Raw genomic sequence first — 22,722 nt, 5'->3', positions numbered from 1 at the left:
CACCGTAACCGGAATGGCCGGGAGTTCTCCGGCGATCCGCGATCACCGGTTTGCTGACCTTCGGTAAAGGGCAAGGGACACAGGGACGCACACGGCCAGGATGACCAACGACGAGCCCACCGCATACCCCACGGCATGGTCGGCGACCCACCCGGTCGCGGTCGGGAACATCGGTGGTGCCTCGTTCCCGAACAGCTGACGGCAGGCGGTCGCGACGGCGGTCACCGGGTTCCATTCCGCGATGGTCCGCAGGGGTCCGGGGAGGCTCTGCGCGGAGATGAACGCGCTCGACAGGAATGTCACCGGGAACATCCAGAGAAAGCCTATGCTCTGTGCCGCTTCGACATTCGGCGCCGCCAGGCCGCTCACGGCACCGACCCAGGCCATCGCGATGGCGAAGAGTCCGATGATGCCGAAGGCGATTGCGGCGTCGGCGGCGCTGCCGTAGATCCGCCAACCGATGGCCAGTCCGCAGGCGACCATCACCGCCAGTCCGACGGCGCCCAGGAGCATGTCCGAGGTGACCCGGCCGCTGATGACGCCCAGTCGGGTCATCGGCAGTGAGCGGAGGCGGTCGATGATCCCGTCCGAGGTGTCGTTCGCCAGGCCGACAGTGGTGAAAGCGGCATTGAACACGACGGTCTGCGTGAAGATCCCCGCCATCAGGAACTCGCGGTACGAGCTACCGCCGAAGGTCGCGCCGAAGACATAGGCGAAGAGGAAGACGAACATCAGCGGCTGGATCGTCGCGCTGATGAGAAGTGTCGGTATACGTTTGACGGTCAGTAGATTTCGTTCGACCAGTACTGCGGTGTCAGTGAACACGGGCTCGCTCCGATCGGCTGGGCGGAATGTCGGTTACGTCCGCGTCGGTGTCGTCTGTTCCGATGACAGGTCCGGCAAGACCGTCGACTGCCTTGCCATCTATGTCCGGTTCGGCGACCGTGAGGTACGAATCTGTTGGTGCGTCGGTGATCTGGTCGACAGTTGGAGGTTCGGTATGCCCCCGATCGGTGAGTGTCAGGAAGACATCGTCGAGCGTGGGTGTCGAGACGGATGCGTCGACGACCACGATGCCGGCCGTGGACAGCGCCCGGACCGCGGCGACCGCACTGCGGGTGCCGTCGTCGACGGGAACGGACCAGCGCACGGAATCGATGCCGATGTCACCGTCCGCGCCCGATTCGAGGCGTTCTGCCGGTCCGACGCCGATGTCGGTGAGGGATGCCGAGACCCGCGCGTCCGCGTCGTCCGTATGGGGGACAACGACTTCGACGGTGAGTATTGATCCACCGGTGGCGGACTTCAGCTCCGCTGCGCTTCCCTGGGCCCGGATCGTGCCGTGGTCGATGACGGTGATCTCGTCGGCGAGGGCGTCGGCCTCCTCGAGGTATTGCGTCGTCAGTAGGACCGTCGCGCCCGAGCTGACCTGCTCGGCGATGACCTCCCACATCTGGCGTCGGCCGCGCGGGTCGAGTCCGGTCGTCGGTTCGTCGAGGATCACCAGTGAGGGGCGATTGATGAGGGCGCCGGCGAGATCAAGGCGACGCCGCATCCCGCCCGAGTAGGTCCGCATCGGTCGGTCCGCGGCATCCGCGAGGTTCAGCTCCGCGATCAGTTCGCGGGCACGTTCCGATGCCACCGCACGTGGTTGCCCGTACAACTGACCGACCATGCGCAGATTCTCGAAACCGGTCAGGTTCCCGTCCACGGCGGCGTACTGGCCGGACACCCCGACGATCTTCCGGACCGCGCCGGGATCGGCGATGGCATCGATGCCGTCAACGATGACCGAGCCCTCGTCGGGGGTCATCAGCGTCGCCACCGCGCGGACCGTGGTCGTCTTGCCCGCGCCGTTGGGGCCGAGGAGCGCGTGCACGGTTCCGGTGGGGACCGAGAGATCCAGGCCGTTCAGGGCGTGGACCCGCGGGCCGCGGCCGAACAATCCGGTGCGGAAGGTCTTCTGCAGCCCGCGGAGCTCCAGCGCATACGGTGACGCCCCACGGTCAGGGGTGTTGTCAGCGATACTGTGTCGCCCCACGGGTGACCTCGCTTCCCTTGTCCTGTGCACTTTCCATCGTCCGGATCAGGCTGGCGGGCCGCATGTCTCGCCAGTTCTGTTCGACGTACTCGAGGCATTCGTCGTGACCGGACGGGCCGAAGACGGTCCGCCAGCCGTCAGGCACGGGTGCGAACTCCGGCCACAGCGAGTGTTGGTTCTCGTGGTTGACGAGCACCCGGAAGACTCCGTCGGTGTCGTCGAAGGGATTGGTCATCACTTCTCCTGTCGTGTGGCGGACGCCGGTTCTCCCGGCGATACACCAATGGCATGTACCCAGTCGGACACGTGCTCGGGCAACATCATTCGTGCGTGCGTGCTGTGCGACTCGATCTCGACGACCCGTCCGGTCACCTTCGAGTACCAGGCCTCGACGGCGGGCGCGCCGGGCTGGGGGTCGACGGTGGCGGTGACGAAGGTCAGGTCCCCGTCGTAGACACGCGGCCGCCACCTCTCCGCCAGCGGTGAGGCGTGGCGGAACACCTCGTGGACCGTGCCCAGGGTCTCCCGCGTGAGACCACCGAGCGCTCCGCCCACCGAGGAGATGATGCGGTGGGCATCGGCTACCGTGAGTTCGTCTGTGCCGGAGAACTCTTCGCTGTCGATGTTGAGACCGAACTCGCGCATCAGGTCGGTGATCGACGCCTCCGCGTCGAGGTCCGGCCGCTCGGAGATGACGTAACTGTCGAGCACGACGAGCCGGGCGACCTCGTCGCCGGCCTCGCGCAGCTGAACCGCCATCTCGTGCGCGATCAGTCCGCCGAGCGACCACCCGACGAGGTGGTACGGACCCTCCGGTGAGACGGTCCGGATCTGCGCCACGTATTCCGCGGCGAGGTCGCCGATCGAGCGTGGGCAGCGCTTCCCGGACAGTGCCGGATGTTGCAGTCCGTACAACGCCCGGCCGGCGGGCAGGTGGGGCAGGAGCGAGGTGAAGCTCCAGGACAGCCCGATCGCCGGATGGACGACGAACAGAGGTGGCTCGCCGGGATTCTCCGTGGTGTCACCGCGTTGCCGACGCAGCGGCAGGAGCAGGTCCAGCCCCGCAGTGCCGGACAGTTCCGACGGATCGGTCGGCGCCGCCCCGTCGATCCCCAGTGCCGCAGCGAGTTCCGCCGGGCTCGGCGCGCCGAACAGTGACTGCGCGGACACCTGGCGGCCGGTCCGTTCGGTCAGGCGTGCGGTGACGGCGGTGGCCAGCAGGGAATTGCCCCCGAGGTCGAAGAAGCCGTCGTCGGCCCCGATCGTGTCCGGGGCGACTTCCAGGACCTCGGCGAAGACCTGCGCGATCGTCGTCTCCCCACCCGGGGTTGGTGCCCGACGGGTGGCGTCATCGGTGGGTGCGGGCAGCGCCTTGCGGTCGAGCTTGCCGGTGGGGGTCAGCGGGATGGAGTCGAGCAGCGTCACCGAGGTCGGCACCATGTGCCGGGGGAGCCGGCGACTCACGCGGCGTCGGAGATCGGCGGGTTCCGGGGCGGCTCCGTCGGTCGCGGTGACGTAGCTCCGCAGCGTCGCCGCCGCACCGGTCCCGTCGACGAGGGTCACCGCGAAGTCGACATCCGGCTCGGTCGTCAGGGCGTCGTCGATCTCGCCGAGCTCGATCCGGAAGCCGCGGACCTGCACCTGGGTGTCGCCGCGGCCCACATAGACCAGTCGCCCGTCCTCGGTCCAGCGGACCAGGTCGCCGGTGCGGTACATCCGACGCCCGGCGAAGCGCGGGCCGGTGACCATCGGTGCCGGCACGAAACGGGTCGAGGTCAGGCCCGGCCGGCGATGGTAACCACGCGTGATCTGCGGTCCCATGAGGTAGAGCTCGCCGACCACCCCGGCCGGGACCGGATGGAGACGCTCGTCGAGGACGAGCGCGCCCACTCCGTTGTTCGGCGTGCCGATAGTCAATTGACGGTTGGGCGTGAGGGATTCGCTGCCGGTGATGATGATCGTGGTCTCGGTCGGACCGTACACGTTGATCAGGGTGCGTCCGGGAGCCCAGCGCCGGACCAGGTCGGCGCCGTAGTCCTCACCGCCGACGGCGAGCGCCCGCAACGAGGGCACCGCGGCCGGCGACATGCTCGCCACGGCCGCGGGCGTGATGAACGCATGGGTGACCTGCGCAGAGTCGATGACGTCGCTGAGGGCCTCACCGCCGTAGACCTGCGGACCGACGATGACCAACGGCGCCGAACCGGCAAGGGCGAGCAGCATTTCCAGGACCGACGCATCGAAGCTGGGCGACGCGAAGTGCAGCACCCGCGACATCGGACCCGGGGCCATCCGGTGGGCGAGTTCGTCGTGTACCGGACGCAGCCCGGAATGCGGCACGAGCACACCCTTGGGTCGTCCGGTCGAACCGGACGTGTAGATGATGTAGGCGAGCTGATCGGGCCGGATCGTCGAGCCGCGTTCGGAATCGGTGATCGGCGAGGGTGACGAGTGCTGCAGCCGGGTCATCGTCGACGCGTCGTCGAGAACCAGCAGCGGTGTCGGATCCCCGGCCATCCCGGCGGCGATGGATTCGCCGGCCGCCGCGGTCGTCACGACGAGCCGTGCACCACTGTCGCCGAGCATATGGGCGATCCGGTCGGCGGGATAGGTGGGGTCGATCGGCACATAGGCCGCGCCGGTCTTCACGATGGCCCAGATCGCCACGAGGGACTCGATCGACCGCTGCACGGCCATTGCGACTACGTGTTCGGCGTCCGCGGCGCCGACGCCGCGACCCAGCAGGACGCGGGCCAACCGGTTCGAACGGGCGTCGAGCTCTGCGTAGGTGATGGTTTCGGGTGACTCCGGCGAGCCCGCCATCGCCGCCACACCATCGGGGTTGCGTTGCACGGCCTGCGCGAACAACCGGTCGAGCGTCGTCGGCATCTGCGCCGGACGTCCGAGTGATGGTGTGCGCTCGGCGATCTCGAGCGGGTCGGTGATCCGGATGTCACCGATCGGGCGGCCCGGGTCACCCAGCATGCCGCGTACGACCCGCATCAGGCGCGTGGCCAGGAGTTCGGCATCCTGTCGGCGATATCGAGCGGTGTCGTAGGTGACCTGGAGGGCGGCGTCGCCGTCGCGTATGCCGGTGATCGTGAACTGAAGGTCGAATTTCGCTTCCGGGGAATCGAATTCGGCGATCGATGCGCGGAGTCCGGCATCCATCTCGATGGTCGCCGCCGGCAGGCCGTCGGCCGGAACCCCGGTGTTCCCGGCCGTGTAGTCGTGGACCGACAGCGCGACCTGGAACAGCGGATGCCGTCCGGGGGTGCGCGGCGGGTTCAGCGACGCGACGATGTCGTCGAACGGCAGGCCGCGGTGGTCGAGTGCGTCGACGTCGGCGTCGCGAATCCGGCGGACGAGTCCGGCGACCGTGTCGGCCGCCGCCAGACGCGTCCGCAGCGGCACGACGTTGACGAACATGCCCACCACACCGCTGTAGTCGTGGTCGGCGTCGTGCCCAATGCGATTCGCGACCGGGCTGCCGACGACCAGATCGGTGCCGAGGCCGAGCCGGTGCAGCAGGATCGCCAGCGCCGTGTGCAGCACCGAGAACGGCGTGGTCGACTGCTCACGGGCGAAGGCGACCAGGCCCGCTCGCGTGTGTGCCGGAAGCCCGAGACTCACCGAGCCCGCTCCGGACTCGGATGGCTGTGCGTCATCCGTCAGCGGCGCGACGGTGGTCTCCGCCGGGGCATCGGCGAGGGTCTCCTCCCAGAAGCGGAGGTCGTGGGCGAGGCTCTCGGCGTCGGCACTCTCGACCGCGTGGTCGCGGTAGTCGACGTCGGCCGGGGGCCAGTTCTCGGTACGGCCGCGTCGACGTTCGCCGTAGGCACGGGTGAGGTCGGCCACGAGGATCGGCAACGACGCACCGTCGGCGGCGATGTGATGCACGACGAGCACGAGTACGTGCTCGGTCTCCGAGCCGGTGGTCGAGCTGTCCGCGACGAGTGTTGCGGTGATCGGCGCATGTCGGGCGAGATCCATCGGCCGGGTTGCGTGCCGGGCGATCTCGGCGGCGACGTCGGTCGTCCACTGCACGGCGAGGTCCCCGATCACCGCCTCCGGGTCGTCGAGCACGCGACCCATGGGGCCGTGCTCGCCGGGTTCGAAGACGGTACGCAGGCTGGTGTGCCGGGCCACGATGTCGACGAGTGCGCCGCGCAGGGCCGGCACGTCGAGTTCTCCGCGAAGACGCAGCACGAAGGGCATCAGGTACTCCGTGGATTCCGGGTTCGCGGTGGCCATCGAGTGGAGTCGACGTTGGGCGGGCGCCAGCGGGAACCGCTCGGGTCGGACCGGAATGCGTTCGGATGCGTCGTCTTCGGATGAACCGGCGTCGGCCGCGGCCGGTGCACTCACGTTCCAACCCTCCGGGAGCGTGAGCAGCGGCGCCAGCGATTCGGGTGTCGGATGGTCGAAGACGTCGCGGACCCGGAGCCGTTCGCCGACGTGGACCCGGTTGATCCGGCTGACAAGGGTGGTCGCCTGCAGCGACGTGCCACCGAGGAGGAAGAAGTCGTCAGTGGCGCCGACCTCGTCGGGACGGAGATCGAGAACGTCGGCGAGGATGTGCGTCAGCGTGGTCTCGGCGAGAGAACGCGGAGCCCGTCCCGTCGACGACAGTGCTGTCGTGGCGGGATCGGGGAGAGCGCGATGATCGAGTTTTCCGTTGCGGGTCAACGGGATCGAGTCGAGCACGACGATCGCGGACGGGACCATGTGACGCGGGAGTCGCTGCCGGACGGTGTCGAGTATGGCTGCGATGTCCGGCGCGTCGGCCGGGTCGGTGAGGGTGACGTACCCGACGAGCACGGAGTCGGCCCCCTGCCCGCGGACGATCGTCGTCGCGAAGTCGACACCCTCGGCTGCTCCGAGCGCGGCGGTGACCTCGTCGAGTTCGATACGGAAACCGCGCACCTTGACCTGGTTGTCGCTGCGGCCGTGGTAGATCAGCGATCCGTCGGCGTCGCGCCGGACGATGTCACCGGTGCGGTACATGAGGTCGCCGGAACCGTCGGGTCGGGCGACGAAACGGGCGGCGGTCGGGCCGCGCCGGTCGAGATAGCCACGGGCGACCCCGGGGCCGCTGATGTACAGCTCACCGGGGACGTGATCGGGCACCGGGCGCAGGCGATGGTCGAGGACCAGTGCGGTGCAGTCGACGACCGGGGTGCCGATGGTGATCGGCGTTCCCGGACGGAGCGGCTCCGACATGACGGCGACGATCGTGGTCTCGGTCGGGCCGTAGGAGTTGATGTAGCTGCGGTCGGCTCCCCAGCGCGCCACCAGCTCCGGCGTGGAGGCCTCGCCTCCGACACCGAGTGTGCGCAGCGCAGGGAGTGGATGCGGCGCGGCGGTGGCCAGCGCAGCCGGGGTGATGAACGCGTGGGTGACCGCGTGGTCGTCGAGGAAGTCGACGAGTTCGTCGCCGCCGTAGATCGTCGACGGGACGATCACCATCGTCGCGCCGACCTCGAACGCCAGGAGGAACTCGAGCATCGCGGCGTCGAAGGCGGGGGAGGCGAAGTGCAGCGTGCGGTCTCCGGGCGCCACCCGGTAGCGATCGCGTTGCGCTGCAGCGAATGCGGCCAGGCCACGGTGGGTCACGCTGACGCCCTTGGGTTTTCCGGTCGATCCGGAGGTGTAGACCACATAGGCGAGCGAGTCGACGTGGCGCGGACCCGTGAGCGAGTCGGCATCCGGGGTCGGGTTCTCCCACGGGACACCCAACATGCCGGGGGAGGCCCACCAGATCTCCTGCGGCACATCCGCGAACCGGTCCGCGGTCGTGATGCCCAGCCTCGCCCCGGAGTCGGCGATCATGTGGGCGATCCGGTCGGCGGGGTATCGGGTGTCGACCGGGAGGATCGCGGCCCCGCTCTTGGCGATCGCCCAGGTCGCGATCACCGACTCGATGCTGCGATCGAGTGCGACGGCGACGACGTCGTCGGTGCCCACCGCGAAGGCCTGCAGGTTGTGCGCCCAGATCGTCGAGAATTCGTCGATCTCGGAGTAGGTCAGACTGCGATCGGAGTCCTCCACGGCCACCCGGTCGGGAAACCGGCGTGCGGTTGCCGTGATGATGTCGGCGAGGTGACGCGGCGTGATCGTGGGCTCGGTGTTCGGTTGCCGGGCGGCGATCGCCGTCGTCGTCAAGGGGAGATCGTCGATGGGCACGTCGGGATGTGCCGTCGCGGCGTCGGCGAGTTCGGCGAACATCCGGGCCAGGGCCTCGACGCGAGGGCGGGTGTGGACGTCGGTCGCATAGGTGAACCGCGCACGCCCGTCCCGGATGCGGAGCTCGAGATCGAAACGGGCCACACCGGTGTCGATCTCGTCGGCGTCGATGCGGAGGTCGGAGATCCCGGAGTCGCCGTCGAGCGGACCGGATGTCCCGATGCCGGTGGAGGCGTCGCTCGTCTGGGCGTCGAAGGCGAGCGCGATCTGGAAGATCGGATGCCGGCCGGTACGAGGCGGATTGACCATCGAGACAATCCGCTCGAACGGCATGTCGGACTGCGACAGCGCCTCGAGGTCACGGTGGCGAACGGAGTCGAGCAGCGCCGTGAAGCTCTCGCGACCGTCCACCGGTGTCCTCAGGACCACCGAGTTCACGAACATCCCGACGACGTCGGCGAGACGGGGGTCGTTGCGCCCGGCGACTGGAGTGCCGATGACGATGTCGGAGGCCGCGCCGCCGACATGGGTGGCCGGATCGGCGTGCAGACGGTGGAGCAGCGCCGCGAACAGCGCGTGCACACTCATGAATTCGGTTGCGCGACCCGGGGACACGGCCATCAGCCGGCCACGGATCTCGGCGCCGAACTCGACCTCGACGACCTCGGCACGTCGCGTCTGTCCGGCCGGGGCATCGGGGATCAGGATGGGCCCCGCGTCGACCCCGTCGAGTTCGCGTCGCCACCATTCCGCGAGCTCACCGTGATCGGCGAGGTTCTCGGCCTGCCAGCGCAGGTAGTCGAGGTAGTCGATCGCGGTGTCGGGCCGGTCGGTCTCGGTCGCGTCGCCGCGACCGAGTTCGGCGTAGGTGCGGGTGATGTCGCGGTGAAGCGGGATCATCGACCATCCGTCGGCGGCGATGTGGTGGATGACGATCGACAGCCGGTGGTGCATGGTGTCGCCGTCGATCCGGTGCAACGCGGTCCGCAGCGGGAGGTCGGTGGTCAGGTCGAACGGGCGGCCGGCGAGAGCACGGGCCAGGTCCGGCCACTGCGCCTCGGTGGTGTCGGTGACCGCGAGGTCGAGAGTGACCGCGTCGGCGGGGCGCACGTCGAGAACAGGCCTGCCGTCGAGATCGGGATAGACGGTTCGCAGCATCACGTGACGGTCGACGGTCCGCCGGATCGCGGTGGCGAGCGCGTCGACGTCGAGCCGGCCCCGGAGGTCGAGCGCGAACGCGATGGCGTAACCGGCTGTCGCCGAGCCATCTCCATCAGTGACCTCGCCGATGGCGAGCTGGTTGAGGAACCAGAGCTGCTGCTGGGCCGGGCCGGGCTCGACGGGCGCGTCGGGGTCGTGCACGAGACGGGGGATACGCGTCTCGTCTGTGGCCGACCGGCCGGTCTCCCGCCCGGGCACGAGCCGCGCGATGGCAGCGACGGTCGAGTTGTCGAAGACCTCACGTACCGGTATCCGGTGTCCGGTCAGGTGCTCCAGCGCGCCGACGATCTGGGTCGCCAGCAGCGAGTTCCCGCCGAGGTCGAAGAAGTCGTGGTGACGGCCGACGGTACCGGGTTCGAGGTCGAGGCGTTCGGTGATGAGGTCGGCCACCGTCTGCTCGATCGGTGTGATCGGTGCGACGTACACGACGCCGGTGTTCGCCGGCAGGGTCTCCGGTGCGGGCAGCGCGCGCAGGTCGACCTTGCCGATCGGAGTCGTCGGGATCTCGTCGAGCTCGACGATCGCCGACGGGATCATGTGCCGCGGAAGACGGTCCGACAACCGTTCACGCACGTCGGATGCCGTATCGGAGGTTCCGTGCGCCATCGTCACATACGAGACGAGATGAGCGCGGTCGCCCTCGCCACGGGTGGTGGTGACCGTCGCACGCACCGCGGCGTCGGAGACGAGCACGGCGTCGATCTCACCGAGTTCGATGCGGTGACCGCGGATCTTGGTCTGATGGTCGGCACGGCCGCGGAACTCGAGTTCGTGATCGGTCGTCCAACGCACCAGGTCGCCGGTGCGGTACATCCGCTCGCCGGGATCACCGAACGGGTTGGCGATGAACCGTTTCGAGGTCAGCGGGCGCACCCCGTGATACCCGCGGGCGAGATGCTCACCGGCGATGTACAGTTCGCCGATCGCCCCGGGGGCCACCGGCCGCAGGCGTTCGTCGAGCACGAGCGCGGAGACCCCGCGGATGGGCCGGCCGATGGTCAGCGTCGTGTAGTCGGGTTCGATCGGCGCCGACACGGCTGCGACGACCGTGGTCTCGGTGGGGCCATAGGCGTTGAACAGCCGCGGTCCGCTCGACCACGTACGCACCACTTCCGGGTTCGGATGCTCGCCGCCGATGACGAGGGCCTCGAGTTCGGGGACGTCGTCGGGCGACATGGTGGTCAGCACGGACGGGGTCAGGAATGCATGGGTGACATGGCCTTCCCGCATCAGCTCGGCCAGTTCGGCGCCGCCGACGATGCCCGGCGGGATGATGTGCATGGTCGAACCGGCCGCGATGGCCATGAGGATCTCGAGCACGGTCGCGTCGAAGCTGGGGGAGGCCATGTGCATGGTCTGGCTGTCGGGAGTGATCCCGTACTGCGTGACCTGCTGCGCCCCGAAGTCCGCGAGACCTCGATGACCGACCACCACACCCTTGGGTGTGCCGGTGGTGCCGGAGGTGTAGATCAGGTAGGCGGGCTGGTCGACGTCGAGCGGGCCCGGCCGTTCCGAGGACGACACCGGGGCGGCGGACTTCTGGCGCACCGACTTGATGACCTCACCGTCGTCGAGAGCGAGAATCTGCGGGAGATGCCCGGGGTTGCTTGAGGATTCGTCGGCCAGTGCCGGCCGCGGGTCGGCGGACCGGTCGGTCAGGAGGAGGCAGGAACCGGAGTCGGTGAGCATGTGCGCGATACGCGCCGGCGGGTAGGCCGGGTCGACGGGCACCCACGCGGCTCCCGACCGGGTCACCGCCCACATGGCGATCATCCAGTCCACGCCACGGGGGAGTGCCACCGCGACATGACGTTCGGGCCCGGCGCCCCGTTCGATCAGCAGTCGCGCGAGCCGGTTCGACGCGGCGTCGAGATCCCGATACGTCAGCGACCGGGTGCCGTCGGTGATGGCGACCCGATGCGGGGAGGAGGCGGCGGCCGTGGACAGCAGCGTAGTCAGATGTTCTACGGGTCGGCGGCCCTCGCCGACCGCGGGCACGAGATCGAGTCGCTCGTGCAGGTCGAGGACCGGGAGGTCGCCGACCGCCGAGCGCGGCTGTGCGGTGGCCGCCTGGAGCAGGCGGTCGAGCCGTGACGTGAGTGCGGTCACCGTGGACCGGTCGAACAGTGCGGTGGCATAAGCGATCTCGAGACCGATTCCGGCGGGCTCCCCGTCGGTGTCCTGCACCTCGGTGAAGGTCAGCTGGAGATCGAAGGTGGTGTGGCCGGTGTCGACCCGCGACGCGGTGGCCGCGAGGCCGGCGAAGTCGAGGCGGATGGCCGAACGGTCCTCCAGAGCGAGGGACACCTGGAAGAACGGATGGACATGCGACGACCGGTCGGGGTTCAGTTCGGTGACGAGACGGTCGAAGGGCAGGCCGGCGTTGTCGAAGGCGTTCAGGTCGACGTCGCGCACATGCGTCAGCAGGTCGACGAAACCGGCGTCCTTGTCGACCTTTGTGCGCAGTGCCAGCGTGTTGACGAACATGCCGACGAGGCCGTCGAGGTCGGCGTCCCCCCGGCCGGCGACGGGAGTTCCGACGACGACGTCCGACGATCGGGACAGCGACCGCAGCAGGGCGGCCACGGCGGCGTGCAACACCATGAACACGGTGGAACCGGTGGCGGCGGCCAGTTCTCGGATGGCGCGGTGTGTGTCGGTCGAGACCGTGTGGGTCACCGACGCGCCCGATGCGTCACCACGGCCGGTGCGCGGGCGGTCGAGCGGCAGATCGGTCTCGCCGGGGGCGTCCGCGAGTGTGGCGCGCCAGAAGTCGAGTTCGGCGGTGGCGTCGGCAGACTCGGACAGCCAGGCATGGCGATCGGCACTGACCTGCGAGTAGGTGACGGGCAGTGCCGCCCAGTCGGGTTCGTTTCCTTCCCGCCGGGCGCGATAGGCCGTCGCCAGGTCGCCGGCGAGGGGTGCCAGTGACCATCCGTCCGCGGCGATGTGGTGGACCACCACGGTGAGACGGTGGTCGTCGTCGGAGGTACGGACGAGTCGCGCACGGATCGGCAGGTCGGCGCCCAGATCGAAGGTCTGCGAAGCGAACTCGCGGTCGGGGAGATCGCGCACATCCTCCGTCCGCAAGACCGGCAGGTCGACGGTCACCGTGTCCGGCGATCGCGGCGACATGAAGGCTATGCCGTCTTGTTCGACGACGATGCTCCGCAACGGCTCGTGCCGGACGATGACGTCGGTGAGGGCCTCCCGCAGGGCATCGGTGTCGAGCGTGCCGACGAGTCTGACGGTGAAGGGCATGTTGTAGGTCGCCGCGCCGGCCGGGTCGAGCCGGGTGGCCAGCCACAACCGATGCTGTGCCGGTGACAGTGGCACCGGTGAGTCGGCGAGGAGGGCCGAAGCGGCGCGGGCCGAGGTGGTCCCCGGGGAATCGTCGACTCCGACACCCAGTTCGGTGAGCGCGTCGACGATCCCGCCGACATCCTCGGCGTCGAAGATCGTGCGGATACCGATCCGCCGTCCCGTCGCCTTCGACAGACGGGACGCCACCCGGGTCGCGGACAGCGAGGAGCCGCCGATCGCGAAGAAGTCGTCGCGCAACGAGATCGGTGAGCTCCCCGTCGGATCGGGGTCCAGTCCCAGGACATCGGCGACGGTGCGCACGACGAACCGGTCGAGCGCGGTTTCCGGCGCGACGAACTCGCGGTCGGTGCGGAGCTCTGGGCGGGGGAGCGCACGGCGGTCGAGCTTGCCGTTCGCGGTGGTCGGGAGCTCGTCGAGCACCATGACCACCGTCGGGATCATGTGCCCGGGCAGGGCTGATGCCAGTTCGGTCCGGAGCTCGCGGTTGTGCAGGTCGGCCGTGCCGCTGACGTAGCCGACGAGGACGGGTCCGTCGGCCACGAGATCGTCGCGCACGAGGACACCCGCGGCAGCGACTCCGTGCAGGGAGCCCAGCGCCGACTCGACCTCGCCGAGTTCCACCCGCTGGCCGCGGATCTTCACCTGGGAGTCGGTGCGTCCCAGGTACTCCAGTTCACCGTCGTCGTTCATCCGGACCAGATCGCCGGTGCGGTAGAGACGTTCGCCGGTTCCGTCGGGGGAGGCGATGAATCGCGCCGCGGTCAGATCGGGCCGTGACCGGTAGCCGCGGGCGAGCTGGACGCCGCCGAGATACAGCTCGCCGACCGCTCGGGGCGGCTGCGGGCGCAACCGGTGGTCGAGGACGTGGACGCTGGTGTTCCACACCGGTCGGCCGATGGGCACGACCGGCACGTCGGCGCGGCAGGCGTCGTGGTGGGTCACGTCGATGGCCGCCTCGGTGGGGCCGTAGAGATTGTGGATCGGGGCGGAGGTGAGTGCCGCCGTCGCACCGACCGTGCCCGGTGTCAGGGCCTCGCCGCTGGTGAAGATCTGGCGCAGCGAGCCAAGAGTCCTCTCGTCCCGCCGGTGCGCACCGCCGGGTGTGTCGGAGTCGGCGGACAGCGCGGCCGAGAACGCGGTGAGCATCGACGGGACGAAATGCGCCGTGGTGATGCGATGTTCGTCGATCACGTCGCGGAGATACCAGGGGTCGCGGTGTCCGTCAGCGGACGGCACGACTAGGGCAGCGCCGGTGACGAACGGCCAGAAGAACTCCCAGACCGACACGTCGAAGGTGGCCGGGGTCTTCTGCAGAACACGGTCGGATTCGTTGAGGGGATACCGCGCCTGCATCCATCCGAGCCGGTTGACGATCGCACGGTGGGTAATCGCCACGCCTTTGGGCTTGCCGGTGGAGCCGGACGTGAACAGCAGGTACGCGGTGTTGTCGGGACCGGCGACAGTCACCGGCTCTCGCCGGTCGGGGTTCGCCCGCAGCTCGGCCAGGCTCGCTTCGCCGATGATCAGATCGGGGGCCGCCACCGCCAGGATGTGCTCGAGACGATCGGCCGGCTCATCCGGGTCGACCGGGACGAAGGCCGCGCCCGCCCGGACGACGGCGTGCAGAGCCAGCACCTGATCGAGGCTGCGTCGGAGCTGGACGGCGACAACGCTTTCCGCTCCGACGCCGCGATCCTGAAGCGCCGCTGCCAGTGATCGCGTCTGTCGCGCGAACTCGGCGTGGGAGAGAGGGCTGGACTCGGCCGGGTCGCGTGGGTGCGCCGCGACGAGGACCGGCGCCTCGGGGTGGGCCGCCGCGGCCTCGTCCAGCAGGTCGACGAGCGTGCGCCCGCCGAGCTCGACATGTGCACCCGTGGTGCCCTGGGGCAACTCCGCGGCTTCACACTCGCGCAGCACGCTGACATGCGACACCGGGGTCTCGGAAGTGGCGGTGACGAGAGCTTCGAGGAACTCGACGAGTCGCCGGTGATGGGTGACGATCTCGTCGTCGGAGTAGATGTTCGGATTGGCCTCCAGGTCGACGCTCATGCCGCCGTCGAGACTGTCGTAGACGTTGACCGACAGGTCCTCGATGGGTCCGGTGGACAGCACATTGAGTTCGCCGTGCACCGGCCCGAAGTCGATGTGTTGGAAGAACAGCATCACGTTGACCAGCGGTCCGAAGAACCCACGGCGGGCCCCGGCGGCGTCCAGGATGTCGGCGACGATGTCCTCGTGTCGGTACTTCTGGTGGCGCACAGCGCTCTTGATCTCCGCGTTCACCGAGGCCAGCAGATCGGCGACGGTGGCGTCGTGGTCGAGGGCGACGCGTAGCGGGACGACGTTGGAGACGAGGCCCGCGGAGGTACGCAGGACGTCACGGTCGCGCGCGGCGACCGGAAGACTGAGGACGGCCTCGTCACGGTCGGTGAACCGGGCGACATAGGCGGCGACGGCAGCGGTGATGACCGACGCCGGCCGCACCCGGTGGGCCCGTGCCAGGGAGCGGATGCGAGTGACCAGGTCGTCGTCGAGCACTGCCGATCGGACCGTCGACAACGGTGCCGCCGGACCGGAACGCCTGGTCAGAGTGGCCAATTCGGGCAGATCGGCCAGATGCTGCGACCAGTACTCCCGATCGTCGAGGAACTTCTCCGACGCACGGTAGGCGACGTCCATCGCGGCGATCTCGGCCATCGTCGCGGTGTCTGCCAGGGGAGGCGGAGCATTGTTGACAATCGCCGTGTAGTGCGACGAGACGCGGAGCATCAGATACATGGCGGCATAGCCGTCGTACCCGATGTGATGCCCGCGGCAGTACCAGATCGAATGTCCCGAACCGATTTTGAGCAGGTGTGTGTCGAGGAGAGGATCGGAGAACATGTCCGGACTCTTCGACCGGTGGTCGTCGATCCAGGCCAGTGCGGCTGCACGCGGGTCCGCGGCGTCGCTGAAATCCTGTGTGCCGAGGACCAATCGGCGCGACCGGTCGATGGTCAGGGTCGGTTCGGCGTCATCCGTCGGGGTCAGCCGCAGCATGGACGCTTCCGTCTCCAGCTCGGTCAGCGTCGTCGCGCGCTGGAGGATCTCGGGATCGATGTCGACCGGAGCGCCGTCGGAACCCGATGTGTCGCCACGGAACTCGATGTACGCGTCGATCGTCAGCGGTACATCGGGTTCGAGCTGCTGGGCATAGAAGATGCCGCGCTGGGCGGCAGTCATCGGGATGGCGGGGTCGCGGTCGGATGTGCTCTCGATACGGCTGGTGTGCCGGATCGTGTCTTCAGTGGTCACGCATGCCTCCCCTGTGGACGGGCGCCTGGCAGCCGGGAACCGAAGTCGTGAGAAGGCCAGGTCGCGCGTTTCGTGCTGGACGTCGGACCCCGATGGCGTGAAAACGTGGTCACGCTCGGGTCGAAGCAGATCCCCCCGGAACTCGTCACACTCGTCGGGTGCCCCGTCGGTCGCAGGTCTGCTTCCTGCGCACCGGATGGTGAAGCCGTACTGATCGCTCGTGGTTTGAATCGGCCAGTGCGGGCTGGTCTCGTCCCATGGGTGCTTCGTGTGGGGCACCGGGCCAGATGGGTCCGGTTCGAAAATAGTTTTGCCCGGTACGGGTGATGGCCAAACGCCTGACGGGGGTCCGCAGCGCGGATTTGGCTCCCACCTGCACGTTCCCCTACACTTATGGGGTTGCCTGCGGCACGGCTGTGTCGCGAATCGGCTCACGAACCCACTGGGCGATCCGTCCAGGTGTCACAGCCTGGTGGAAAACCCCAGGCAGGCGTGTGTTCGGTGGCAACGGACCGTGTGCGTCGGGTCGGAAATCCGCCGTACATAAGAAGCCAGGTCAAGGAGACTAACGAGTGATTCAGCAGGAATCTCGCCTGCGGGTCGCCGACAACACCGGTGCCAAGGAAATCTTGTGCATCCGCGTGCTCGGCGGTTCCTCGCGGCGCTACGCCGGCATTGGTGACGTCATCGTCGCCACTGTCAAGGACGCCATCCCCGGCGGCAACGTCAAAAAGGGTGAGGTCGTCAAGGCCGTCATCGTGCGCACCACCAAGGAGCGCCGTCGTCCGGATGGCAGCTACATCCGCTTCGACGAGAACGCCGCCGTCATCCTCAAGGGTGAGAGCGACCCCCGCGGTACCCGCATCTTCGGCCCGGTCGGCCGCGAGCTGCGTGAGAAGAAGTTCATGAAGATCGTGTCGCTGGCACCGGAGGTGATCTGAGCATGAAGGTTCACAAGGGTGACACCGTGATCGTCATCTCGGGCAAGGACAAGGGCGCGAAGGGCAAGGTCATCCAGGCCTTCCCGAAGACCCAGCGTGTCCTCGTCGAGGGCGTCAACCGAATCAAGAAGCACACCGCCGCGTCGGCCAACGAGCGCGGTGCCTCCTCCGGCGGCATCGTGACCCAGGAAGCCTCGATCCACGTCTCGAACGTGATGGTCGTCGATTCCGACGGCAACCCGACCCGCGTCGGCTACCGCGTCGACGAAGAGACCGGCAAGAAGGTCCGGATCTCGCGCAAGAGCGGGAAGGACATCTGACATGACCTCTACCGAAATCGAGAACGGCTCCGCCGGGACCAAGATCCAGCCGCGCCTGAAGACTCGCTACCGCGAGGAGATCAAGGGCCAGCTGAACGAGCAGTTCGAGTACCCCAATGTGATGCTGATCCCCGGCGTCGTGAAGGTCGTCGTGAACATGGGCGTCGGCGACGCCGCCCGTGACGCGAAGCTGATCAACGGCGCTGTCGAGGACCTGGCCAAGATCACCGGTCAGCGTCCGGAGATCCGCCGCGCTCGCAAGTCCATCGCGCAGTTCAAGCTGCGTGAGGGTATGCCGATCGGCGCCCGCGCGACCCTGCGCGGCGACCGCATGTGGGAGTTCCTGGACCGCCTCGTGTCCATCGCACTCCCGCGTATCCGCGACTTCCGCGGTCTGTCGGACCAGCAGTTCGACGGCAACGGCAACTACACGTTCGGTCTGAACGAGCAGTCGATGTTCCACGAGATCAACATCGACAACATCGACCGCCCGCGGGGTATGGACATCACCGTCGTGACGTCTGCCCGCACGGACGAGGAAGGCCGCGCGCTGCTGCGTGCCCTGGGCTTCCCGTTCAAGGACAACAACGTTAAGGACAACTGACATGGCAAAGAAGGCTCTGGTCAACAAGGCCAACAAGAAGCCCAAGTTCGCCGTGCGGGGCTACACCCGATGCAACAAGTGCGGTCGTCCGCACTCGGTGTTCCGCAAGTTCGGCCTGTGCCGAATCTGCCTGCGCGAGATGGCGCACGCGGGCGAGCTCCCGGGCGTGCAGAAGTCCAGCTGGTGACTTTTCCCCGAGGCTGACGCTTTGACGAACGGCCCCGATCTCCGTCTGGCGGAGATCGGGGCCGTTTCGTGTCTGTGGTCAACCTTTCCGGGCCAGCCACTCCTCGATGAGATCAGGGACGCTCTCGATCGACGCGGTGAGTGAGCGCTGATAGATGCGCATGACGATCGGGTCGGCCATCTTGCCGAAGACACCGCCGAAACCGTTGGCGGACTCGACGTGATAGGTCATACGGACGCCGTGGGAGGTCTCCTCCAGATTCGAGTGCGTCTTGTGGATGTGTGCTCATCCGTTTCGGTGCGGCGAAGTCGTTGCCGCGCAGTCTAATCGAGTGGATCGAGGGTGGTCGCGGGCATGATCGGGACGCGCACCGAGATCACTGTGGAAGACCCCGACGCATCGGAGACCAGAACGGCGAAATCGTGTGAGGCCGACCCTGTGGTCCAGTGGCGCTGCGCCGTGGTAGGCGTGAAAACGAATGTGCCGCTGCCGGAATCGAGTATCACCTGGGAGTCGGTGGTCAGATAACGGAGAGCGCAGGTCTGGCCGGTCGTCTCGGCCACCGAACCCGACACGGCGCCCGTTTTCGGGTTGATGGCCGAGATGGTAGGTCTGAGTTCGACAACCAAGGCGGGGGCCGGGTTCTCGACGCTGTGACTGTTGTGGGCGGTCGTCCTGATCGGACGGATCGTCGTGGTACCGGCGTCGTGCGTGAGAAGGATGACGTCGCCATCGGGTGAGATGACCGGGCCGTGCGTCGAATGGCCGTGGAACTCCCCGGCCTCGACGACCGAACCGTCGGTGTGGAAAACGACCAGAGTCGTTGTCGGTCGCCGGGTTTGGGGACAGAAGCGGGTCAGCGGCAGATATGTCCGGCCGTCGTGGGCGATCGCCGGGGTGCCGGCCGGCTCCCCGAAGACCGGAGGGGACACCACGGTCGTGGCGTCCGGGCGTATCACCGCGAGGGAGATGAGCGGGGCCCCGCTGACCGGGTCGGTGGCGAGCATCGGGATATGCGCGGCGCCGGTCCGGTCGAAGTGGACCGAGACCGGGGTCCCGTGGACGACGTACCCGTCGTCCACGATGCCGTCACCGCGGATGACGGTGACCGTCGTGGTGTCCTCGCCGGCCGGCGTGGTGGTCGTCGCCGTCAGCAAGACCGCGCCGGACTCGTCTGCCTGGACGGACGCCGGCCCGATTCCCGTTGCGATCATCTGCGCGACGCCGTCCGGTGAGATCCCGACGACGGTGCTCATCCCGGTTGAGGGGTCCGTCAGCGCGAGGAAGAGGTGGTCGCCGGGTCCGGCAACGGCGCCGCCGTCGTCGGTGCCGGCGAGATCGACCGTCGAGATCTGGCCCTCGGAACGGACTGCGGTGACATGAACCGATTCGGGAGACCGTGAGACCACATACACGGCGGCATCGGTCGGCACCACGGAGGACACGAGCCCGGGGATCTCTCCGACGGTGGTCATCGAACCCCCGAGGTCGCGGATCGCGAGGGTGGCGACCGGCCGGCCGACGTGATCGCCGTGATGGCGCACGAAGTACAGCGTGTCCCCGCGCCGCGCCCAGATGTCGCCGCCCTCGCCGTCGAACACCGGCCCGACGGGCGAGAGTCCAGCAAGGCCGGCCTCGTAGAGACTGGTTTCATCGGCATCCGACGTCGAGACGAACACCTTTCCCGACGAGGACAGGACAAGGCGGCTGCCGGCGCCAGGGATACGCGGGAACGTAAAGGCGGTGCCGTCGTGGTCCAGGGCGGTCAGGTACGTGTAGGCCCGGCCGTCGTCGTCGGACCACGTGGTCAGCAGGTAGCCCACGCCGGCGCCGTCGAACAGTAGGTGATCTGCGGGTTGGCCGAGGATCGGTCGGGTGGTCGACGCGGCGCCGGACGGATCCACTCGAGTGACGCGCACCGATGTCCTGAGGGTCTCGTCGGCGATCTCCGCGAGTTCTGTGAGCTGATGGGCGCGGCCGTCAGGGCCGAGGACGACGCCACGGTTCGGCTCCGCCGGCGACCCCGCGATGGGGACCGTTGCCACCGTCATGGTCTTCGGCCGGACCACGGAGACCTGGGTGCAACCGTCGCCGCGTCGGGTGGTCACGAACGCGGCGTCGTCGTGGCCGATGACCACGTCGTCGATCTGGCAGCCGGGTACCGTCACCTGCCCGAGGGTGTACGGACTCGTGATCGGCAGGGCGACGGTGATCGGTGTCGTACCGCCCCGGCCGTCGGCCGCCGTGATCACCACGGAGTCGAAGCGAGCGGATTCCGGGGCATCCGGTGCGGCTGCTGCGACGCGGGCCGGCAGGCCGGGCGTGTAGGTGTACGTGCCGGTCGACGCGTCGTAGGCGAGCACGCTGCCGCTCGCGGTGAGGAAGGTCTGGTCGCTCGTCCGTGTCACGCCGTGCAGCGTCGTCGGGATCGGGTTTCCGTCCGGATCGGTGAACCGCAAGGAACCGTGCAGGACGCCGGAGGGAGCGGGTGCTGCCACCGTCTTTGCATGAGTGTGGCGTGGTACCGGGATCGTCGACGCAGGGTCGTTCGACGTGACCGTCACCGCGGCCGCCATGCGCTTTCTGGTGAGGAGCGCGGAACCGAAGACGAGACCGCCGACGAGCGCGGACTGTGGGACGGGACTGTTCGATCCCGACCCCTCGGCCGAGCCGAGGAACTGGTCGGGACCGGTTGTCACCAGGCCGGTTGTGTAGGGGGTGAGGGGAGATTCGGCGGTGGCGACCGGGCCGGGGGTGCCGAAACGCCGTATCCACCACAGGAGGGTCCACGGTGCCGGGCTGACTGCGCCGGTGCTTCCTCCTCCGAGGATGTGGATCCCCAGGAACGTCAGGAGCCCGAAGGCGCCGGTCTTGTACGGCTGCGGGGCCACGGCGACCGGCGGGGTGGAGGTCTTGAGCATGGGGGCCCACGGAGGCGGGTCGCCGGATGGCGACACGCGACGATCGAACTGTGATCCGGTGGCCCCGGCCGATCGTGCGGCAAGCGGAGAGTCCCCGGGCCGGCGTTCGGCTCCGGGCGGCGGAGTGCCGTCGGCGCCGTCGCGATCGGCGTCGTCGGGTTGGTCCGGCACCGGATTTCGGTGGATGTCGACGTCGACGTCCGCGACTGCGGTGTTCGGGGCGGGGTCGGAGGAGGGTTCCGGGTCGGGCTCGGTCACCTCGGCGGCAGGTGGCGCGCTGGGCTCGCCCGCGCTGGACCCCTCGGTCTCGGATGGTGGGGTGGGGTCCACCGGGACGACGTCGTTCTCCGAGAGGGAGCTCGAGGGTTCCGCTGGGGAATCGCCGGCATCGGAATCCGTGCTCGACCCGGGGTCGGGTGTGCTGTCGGCGGAGCCACCGCCGGAGTCGCCGCTGCTGGAGTCGCCGCCGGATCTGGTGCCGCCCGAACCGCTGCCGGTGGAGTCTCCACCGCCCTCCGCGCCGCTACCGCCGGAGGCGCTGCCGCCCGAGTCACCACTGCCCGACTCGCCACCGCTGCTCGAGTCCCCTCCGGAACCAGGGGCGTCCACGCTGTGCGAGCCGCCGCCGGAGTCGCTCGGTTCGGCCGTCGCGGGTGCCTGCCCGCCGAAGCAGAGCGCCAGACCCACGGCAGCTGCGACCGCGAGCACCCGGACGCGGCGGGGTCGCGCAGTGGTCATGGTCATCTTCGGGAGACCTTCGATACGAAGCAGCACATATCGCTGTGAACGACGATGGCTGAACAGATCACCACCGCGGACCCAGCCGACGTCTCTGACGGTAGTCGTTCGCGGCGGCGGTCACGAACAGTTCCGCGAACGATTCACCTGGTCGGAGTCCCGCGTGTGATGGACCCGCCGCCGGGCTCGCGGCGTCCCCCGAACGGGGGCCATCCGGGTTGTGCTGTGGTGCAGTGCATCCGGTGCTCGGCGGGGCCACGGCTCAGTTCGACGACCGGCGACGTGACCGTTGATGCGACCTCCGATCGCTCCGGCGTGCGACACGAAAACCGTCCGAGCGGACGACACCCGAATCGTGTCGTCCGGATGGTCTCGCGACAGAGATCAGCGTCTTGCCGCCCAGTTGTCGACGAGGCGCGGCAGCTCTCGGGCGCTGGCCGACAACGAGCGCTGAAAAGCACGGATGGCGAGCGCGTCGGCGACCCGGCCGATGGCTCCGCCGCCGACACCATCGTTGTGGACACGGTAGGTGAGTCGGACTCCGTCCAGCGCGTCATCGAAGGTGGCGGAGATGGTGAACCCGACGGGCGACTCCGTGGAGGCGAACTCGGTCGCCTCAGCGGGGTCGACGCGGATGAACTCGCCGACCCAGCCGACCGTGCGCCCCAGCGCTTTCATCTGGCCCTTCCACGTGGTGCCGACACGGATGGGCCCGTCCGACACCGGCACGATGCCGACGACACCCGGAGTGAGTGCCGCGACGTGCTCGGGGACCAGGCAATACTCCCAGACGGTCTCGACCGACTGCTTGATCACGACGGAGGCGGAGGCAACGGGCATGGGCGCGACGTTACCCGTGACCCCGGAATCCGTAGCGAAAGTTGGGATATGGCGCGCATTTTCGCGACGGATACCGCAGCGAGGATGGTGGGAATCGGGACAGCT

11 protein-coding genes are annotated in these 22,722 nt (G+C 68.5%); 4 read left to right on the top strand and 7 right to left on the bottom strand.

Features of this window, described 5'->3' with window-relative positions:
* Positions 1 to 42 precede the first annotated feature (42 nt).
* The 4 genes from GAA2_RS18160 to GAA2_RS18145 are packed head-to-tail and all read right to left on the bottom strand — an operon-like array spanning position 43 to position 16,066.
* Positions 43 to 825, bottom strand: a complete 783-nt coding sequence (locus GAA2_RS18160; RefSeq protein ID WP_035754986.1) for an ABC transporter permease — start codon at positions 823 to 825, stop codon at positions 43 to 45.
* The gene (locus GAA2_RS18155; protein WP_035754987.1) at positions 815 to 2,041 is read right to left on the bottom strand and encodes an ATP-binding cassette domain-containing protein; all 1,227 of its coding nucleotides are present in this window, start codon (positions 2,039 to 2,041) and stop codon (positions 815 to 817) included. Before GAA2_RS18155 ends, GAA2_RS18160 begins: the two co-directional genes overlap by 11 nt.
* On the bottom strand, positions 2,019 to 2,276 hold the full coding sequence (locus GAA2_RS18150) for an MbtH family protein (protein ID WP_035754988.1): 258 nt from the start codon (positions 2,274 to 2,276) through the stop codon (positions 2,019 to 2,021). The genes GAA2_RS18155 and GAA2_RS18150 overlap by 23 nt, the downstream gene beginning before the upstream one ends.
* Complete coding sequence (locus GAA2_RS18145; protein WP_191834498.1) at positions 2,276 to 16,066, bottom strand: amino acid adenylation domain-containing protein; 13,791 nt, start codon at positions 16,064 to 16,066, stop codon at positions 2,276 to 2,278. Before GAA2_RS18145 ends, GAA2_RS18150 begins: the two co-directional genes overlap by 1 nt.
* A gap of 572 nt (positions 16,067 to 16,638) precedes the next feature.
* On the opposite strand from GAA2_RS18145, the gene rplN reads away from it, so the two are divergent.
* From rplN to GAA2_RS18125, 4 genes are read left to right on the top strand one after another with little or no spacing between them, the layout of a single operon-like run.
* Positions 16,639 to 17,007 (top strand): 50S ribosomal protein L14, encoded by a 369-nt coding sequence (gene rplN, locus GAA2_RS18140; RefSeq protein WP_005197644.1) that lies wholly within the window; start codon positions 16,639 to 16,641, stop codon positions 17,005 to 17,007.
* Between the two features lie 2 nt (positions 17,008 to 17,009).
* A complete protein-coding gene (gene rplX / locus GAA2_RS18135; protein WP_005197643.1) occupies positions 17,010 to 17,327 on the top strand; it encodes a 50S ribosomal protein L24 in 318 nt (105 codons plus the stop codon).
* 1 nt (position 17,328) lies between these two features.
* Complete coding sequence (rplE, locus tag GAA2_RS18130; protein ID WP_035754990.1) at positions 17,329 to 17,931, top strand: 50S ribosomal protein L5; 603 nt, start codon at positions 17,329 to 17,331, stop codon at positions 17,929 to 17,931.
* Between the two features lies 1 nt (position 17,932).
* Positions 17,933 to 18,118 (top strand): type Z 30S ribosomal protein S14, encoded by a 186-nt coding sequence (locus tag GAA2_RS18125; RefSeq protein ID WP_005197641.1) that lies wholly within the window; start codon positions 17,933 to 17,935, stop codon positions 18,116 to 18,118.
* Positions 18,119 to 18,196: 78 nt separating this feature from the next.
* Here GAA2_RS18125 and GAA2_RS18120 read toward each other — a convergent pair whose 3' ends face one another.
* The 3 genes from GAA2_RS18120 to GAA2_RS18110 form a co-directional block, all read right to left on the bottom strand.
* Entirely contained in the window at positions 18,197 to 18,349 is a 153-nt protein-coding gene (locus GAA2_RS18120) for a hypothetical protein (RefSeq protein WP_236577613.1), read from the bottom strand.
* A 92-nt stretch (positions 18,350 to 18,441) separates the two neighbouring features.
* Positions 18,442 to 21,783: a hypothetical protein gene (locus GAA2_RS18115; protein WP_159404914.1), complete on the bottom strand. Its 3,342-nt coding sequence runs from the start codon at positions 21,781 to 21,783 to the stop codon at positions 18,442 to 18,444.
* A gap of 378 nt (positions 21,784 to 22,161) precedes the next feature.
* Positions 22,162 to 22,617: an SRPBCC family protein gene (locus tag GAA2_RS18110; protein ID WP_159404913.1), complete on the bottom strand. Its 456-nt coding sequence runs from the start codon at positions 22,615 to 22,617 to the stop codon at positions 22,162 to 22,164.
* Between the last annotated feature and the right edge of the window lie 105 nt (positions 22,618 to 22,722).

The sequence above is a fragment of the Gordonia ajococcus genome, assembly GCF_012974285.1.
GTDB classification, from domain to species: Bacteria; Actinomycetota; Actinomycetes; order Mycobacteriales; family Mycobacteriaceae; genus Gordonia; species Gordonia amicalis.
This window is presented reverse-complemented; position numbering and strand designations above follow the sequence as displayed.

What these genes read in the sequence shown, in the direction of transcription:
- GAA2_RS18150 (WP_035754988.1), bottom strand. Translation starts at nt 2,276, where the DNA reads ATGACCAATCCCTTCGACGACACCGACGGAGTCTTCCGGGTGCTCGTC.
- rplX (WP_005197643.1), top strand. Translation starts at nt 17,010, where the DNA reads ATGAAGGTTCACAAGGGTGACACCGTGATCGTCATCTCGGGCAAGGAC.
- rplE (WP_035754990.1), top strand. Translation starts at nt 17,329, where the DNA reads ATGACCTCTACCGAAATCGAGAACGGCTCCGCCGGGACCAAGATCCAG.
- GAA2_RS18125 (WP_005197641.1), top strand. Translation starts at nt 17,933, where the DNA reads ATGGCAAAGAAGGCTCTGGTCAACAAGGCCAACAAGAAGCCCAAGTTC.
- GAA2_RS18120 (WP_236577613.1), bottom strand. Translation starts at nt 18,349, where the DNA reads ATGACCTATCACGTCGAGTCCGCCAACGGTTTCGGCGGTGTCTTCGGC.
- GAA2_RS18115 (WP_159404914.1), bottom strand. Translation starts at nt 21,783, where the DNA reads ATGACCATGACCACTGCGCGACCCCGCCGCGTCCGGGTGCTCGCGGTC.
- GAA2_RS18110 (WP_159404913.1), bottom strand. Translation starts at nt 22,617, where the DNA reads ATGCCCGTTGCCTCCGCCTCCGTCGTGATCAAGCAGTCGGTCGAGACC.